The following is a 4169-nucleotide window of genomic DNA, read 5'->3' on the forward strand; positions in this document are numbered from 1 at the left end:
CCAGCCCGGCCCCGACGAGGCGACGGACCGCCGCCTCCACCTCGTGCCGTTCGGGGATCGCCTGGTTGAGGTGGTCGGCGGTGGAGAGCAGGTTGGCGCCCTGCCAGCGCGCCGGATCGTCCGCGCGCGGGTCGTCGGCGGCCAGGCCGATGCCCCAGACGCGGTCGACCGGGCTGGCCTCCACGAGCACCCGCTCGCCGGTGCCGAGCAGGAACGCCCGCAGGTCGTCGTGCTGGCCGAACTTGGCGACGCTGCCCGCCACCACGATGTCGTGGCGTCGGGCCTCCCAGGTCGCCTGGTCGAAGTTGCGCACCTGGCGGCCGAGCGCCTTGGCGCGGTGGGGATGCCCGGCCGCCAGGACGCGCTCGGCGACCGCTATGTCGCCGAACAGCATCGCCTTGTGCCACATCATCCAGTGCTCGGCGGTGGCGTACGTCCGCTCGCCGTCGCCGAACGGGGCCGGCCACCACTGGCTCAGGCAGCCGGGCCCGGCGCTGCCGTCGCGCTGCGGTCGGTGACCCCAGAAGTGCAGGTAGCGGATCTTCTCGCCGGCCTGGACGGCGGCGACGAGCTCGGCGACGGAGCGTGGCGACATGGCGGCGAGTCTGCCCGAGAGGTACGACGGGACGCGCGCGTTTTTCCGGGCCGCGCCCCCGCCCGCGGTCAGGTCGTCGGCGCCCCGCCCGCGGGCGGAGGGCCGGCGTCCCCGCGCGGTCAGGCCGTCGGCGCGCCGGTGTAGAAGGCGGTGGTGCGCTCCACGGCGGCCCGGGCGTCCCCGGCGTCGGTGCCGTCGGCGACGCTCGCCTCACCCCACCGTTCGCTGCTCGCCGTCACGAACCGCCGGCCCTGCTCGGAGACCACCCAGGACTCGCTCTCCTCCGGGGTGACGCCGCTGCCGTCGGCGGCCAGGTGCGAGGCCAGGCCGAGCAGGGCCAGGTCCCAGCCGACCCCGAGCGCGCCCGGACCGTACTGGTCCCAGCGCTCCTGGTCGACGTGCGAGACGTGGTCCAGCTCGAAGCGGGTCCGGCCGTCCTCGACCGGCGTCAGCCGCACCTCGATCCAGCTCACCTCGCCGCCGAACTCCCAGGTGGCGGCGAAGCCCTTCGGCGGGTCGCAGCGCTCGATCGTGCCGCCGGCGTTGCCCTCCAGCTGGTAGCGGCCGTCCAGCCGCAGCTCACCGGAGATCGGCATGAACCAGCGGGGGATCCGTTCGGCGTTGGTGCAGGCGTCCCAGACGTCCTCGAGCGGCGCGTCGTACGTCTGGCTGATGGTCATCACCCGGGCCTCGCCGGCCTCCAGCACCCGTCGGCCGAGCTGGCGGCGTACGGCGTTGATCTGCTCGGTCGCGTCGATCATCGGTCTCTCCCGTGGTCGGTCGTGTCGTCCGTCGTGGGCGCCTGCTCGCGCAGCCGCCGTTCGCGCCTGCCTCGGGCCAGCTCGGTCGCGAGGGCGTGCAGGGGCGGCGTCCAGAACCGGCGGAAGTGGTCGAGCCAGCGGTCGACCTCCCGCAGCGGCCCGGGATCGACGGCGTAGAGACGCCGGGTCCCCTCCGCCCGCACGGTGGCGAAGCCGTTGTCCCGCAGCACCTTCAGGTGCTGGGAGACGGCCGGCTGGGAGATCCCGAACTCCCGCCGGATCACGTCGCACAGCCCGCCGGCGGTCATCTCGCCGTCGGTGAGCAGCTCGAGGATGCGGCGCCGCACCGGGTCACCGAGTACGTCGAAGGCGTGCACGAGACCTTTGTATCAGGCAGGCCTTATTTAAGCGAGCCATGATCCGGGGGTCCGGGGCGCGGCGGTGGACGACCGCCGTCCGCAAACCCGCCTCGGGGTCGTGTCGTACCCGTGGTCCATGATCCTTGTCGTCACAGCGACGCCGGCGACCCCGCCGGCGTCCGGATCGTCATGGGCGGCGCCGGCAGCGGCGGACGGGAGGTCGGACAGTGGCTGACGCGGAACGCACCGCGTGGCGACGGCGCAGCACGGTGCGGGTGGTGCCGCCCGCGCGGCCCCGCAAGCTGGCCAAGGTGCCCTTCGTGGAGTTGGCCGACGGGCGGTTGCAGGGCGTGGTCTCCAGCGGGTCGGACGTCGACCGGGTCTACGTCTCGTCGATCGCCTCCGGCACCCACGCCTACCACTGCAGCACCAACAACAACCGTCCCTGCGGCGGGCTGCGCGGCGCGCCGTGCAAGCACCTGCACGCCCTGGCCGAGGAGGCGCTGCTGCAGTACGGCGCCGACCGGGTCGCCCGCTACCTGCGGGTCGACGTCGGCGCGGAGGTGGACACCGCCCGGGAGCTGCTCGCCGCCCTGGACGGCCGGCACGAGCCGACCCCCGCCGCCGTCGTGTTCAGCCGCTTCCTGCGCCACCTGTCCTACCTGGAACTGCCCGGCAGCTCGGTCCCCCTGCCCGAGCTGCACTGGTTCCCGGCCACCGGGGCGGGCCGCTGATGCTCGGCACGCAGCTCGCCGTCCTGCGCGACGGCGCCCCGACCGGCCTGACCGACGCCCTCGACCTGGTCGCCGGCCTCGACGACGCCCTGCTCCGCGGCCTCGCCCGGGTGGGTGAGGACGACGCCGCCGCGCTGGCCGCCCTGGCCGCCGCGCTGGCCGCCACCCCGCTCGGCGACCGGCTGGCCGAGGCGGCCGGCAAGGTGACCGCCGGTTCGGTGCTCGAGGAACACCTCCTCGCGCTCGCCGGCGCCCGGTGCGCGCTGCTCGGCGCCGCCCACGACGCGCTGCTCGGGCAGCTCGACACCGCCCTCGGTCGGGCCCGCGCCCCCTGGGCCCCGGGCGCGGTCGAGCCCTCCGGCGCCGGCTCTCCGGCCCGCGCCGCCGCACGCGCCTGGCTGCACGAGGTGGCGGTGACCGGGTGGGGCGGCCTCGACCACGAGCTGGTGGCCGCCGCGGGGGCGCCGATCGAGGCGGCCCTCGCCGAGCCCGGCCTGCGCCGGCTGGCGGTGCTGCTCGACGGGCTCGCCGCCGAGCTGCGGGCCTGCGTGCCGGTGGCCACGATGGCGCAGCCGCCGCTGCGGCGCTGGGCCGACCTCTGGGCCCGGGGCGTGCTGCTCGCCCAGGACGCGCCGGCCGCCTCCGTCCCGACCGCCGTCGAGGAGGTCTCCGGGCGGCTGCTGGTGCTCGGCGTCGACGTGCACGAGCACGACACCGCCGTGCAGGCGCAGCTGCACGCGATCCTCGAACCGGCCGACGGCGGGCCGCCCCGCCTGGTCCGCTGCGCGGTCGGCGCGGTCAAGGTGGAGACGATCGTCGGGCCAGCGCTGTGGCGCCTGCTGGACGCCCATCCCGTGCTGCTGGCCGCGCTGGCCGAGCGGCGCAGCCTCACGGTCACCGGTCTGCCGATGCACGGGGCGGACCTGCTCTGGCACGACGACCGGGTGCGGCTCGGCGAGCCGGCCGACCCGTTCGCCACCGCCCGGGTCCTGTTGCCGACCGCGGTCGCGGCGGCGTCGGCGCCGCTGGAGCGGCACCCCGTCGGGATCGCCGAGCCCGTGCTGGTGGAGGGCTACACCGTGCGCGACGACGACGGCGCGACGACCTTCGCGCTCGACGGCCAGCCGATCGCCGTCGCGGTCGACCGGCTGCCCTCCTGCGGCCCGCTCACCCCCGAGCTGGTGGCCGCCTCCTCCGCGTGCCTCGGCCTGGTCCGGTGGGACGACGGGCGGTGGCTGCTGCAACCCCTGGCGGTGCGGGCCACCGTCAAGCGCCGGCCGGTCGACGCGCACACCGGCGACTGGGCGGGCGGGGTCACCGACCCGAAGGTCGCCAAGGCCGAGGCCAAGGCGGGCGACGCCGTGGCGGTGCTGCGCGAGCGCGCGGGACGGTTGCTGCGCCGATGAGCGACTCTCCGACCCCCGCGGACCTCGCCGACGCCAACCGGCGCCAGGTGCTCTACTGGCGACTGCTGGCCCGGCTCTTCGATCCCGACGAGCAGCCCACCCTGGAGTCGGCCAGCATGGCGGTCGTCGACGACCTCGGCCTGCCGGCCGCCCTGCTGGATCCGGCGGTGTCCGTGGACACCGTCGTCCAGCGCTTCCCGGCCATCGCCGACGAGCTGCGCGGCCTGCTCCGCCCGGCGCCCGACGGCCATCCGGCCGCCGCCGCGCCGGCACCCGCCGAGCCGCCCTCGCCCGCTTCGCCCGCCGAGCCCGCC

4 protein-coding genes and 2 pseudogenes are annotated in these 4169 nt (G+C 76.3%); 3 read left to right on the plus strand and 3 right to left on the minus strand.

Annotated features, from left to right (window positions below; translation table 11 throughout):
- Positions 1–85: 85 nt before the first annotated feature.
- The 3 genes and pseudogenes from AB0G13_RS34165 to AB0G13_RS34175 form a co-directional block, all read right to left on the minus strand.
- Positions 86–595 (minus strand): annotated as a pseudogene (locus AB0G13_RS34165) (NADAR family protein); the annotation flags it as partial.
- Between the two features lie 119 nt (positions 596–714).
- Positions 715–1356: an SRPBCC family protein gene (locus AB0G13_RS34170; protein WP_357883686.1), complete on the minus strand. Its 642-nt coding sequence runs from the start codon at positions 1354–1356 to the stop codon at positions 715–717.
- Positions 1353–1733, minus strand: coding sequence for a metalloregulator ArsR/SmtB family transcription factor (locus tag AB0G13_RS34175; protein WP_357883689.1), 381 nt, complete (start codon positions 1731–1733; stop codon positions 1353–1355). The genes AB0G13_RS34170 and AB0G13_RS34175 overlap by 4 nt, the downstream gene beginning before the upstream one ends.
- Positions 1734–1942: 209 nt before the next feature.
- Between AB0G13_RS34175 and AB0G13_RS34180 the strand changes: the two genes are divergently transcribed.
- The 3 genes and pseudogenes from AB0G13_RS34180 to AB0G13_RS34190 all read left to right on the plus strand — a co-directional run.
- Positions 1943–2449, plus strand: a complete 507-nt coding sequence (locus tag AB0G13_RS34180; protein ID WP_357883692.1) for a hypothetical protein — start codon at positions 1943–1945, stop codon at positions 2447–2449.
- On the plus strand, positions 2449–3855 hold the full coding sequence (locus tag AB0G13_RS34185; protein WP_357883695.1) for a hypothetical protein: 1407 nt from the start codon (positions 2449–2451) through the stop codon (positions 3853–3855). Before AB0G13_RS34180 ends, AB0G13_RS34185 begins: the two co-directional genes overlap by 1 nt.
- Positions 3852–4169: pseudogene (locus tag AB0G13_RS34190) on the plus strand (hypothetical protein); the annotation flags it as partial. The gene AB0G13_RS34185 and the pseudogene AB0G13_RS34190, both read left to right, overlap by 4 nt.

Source organism: Micromonospora sp. NPDC023633 (assembly GCF_040640035.1).
Lineage (GTDB): Bacteria > Actinomycetota > Actinomycetes > Mycobacteriales > Micromonosporaceae > Micromonospora.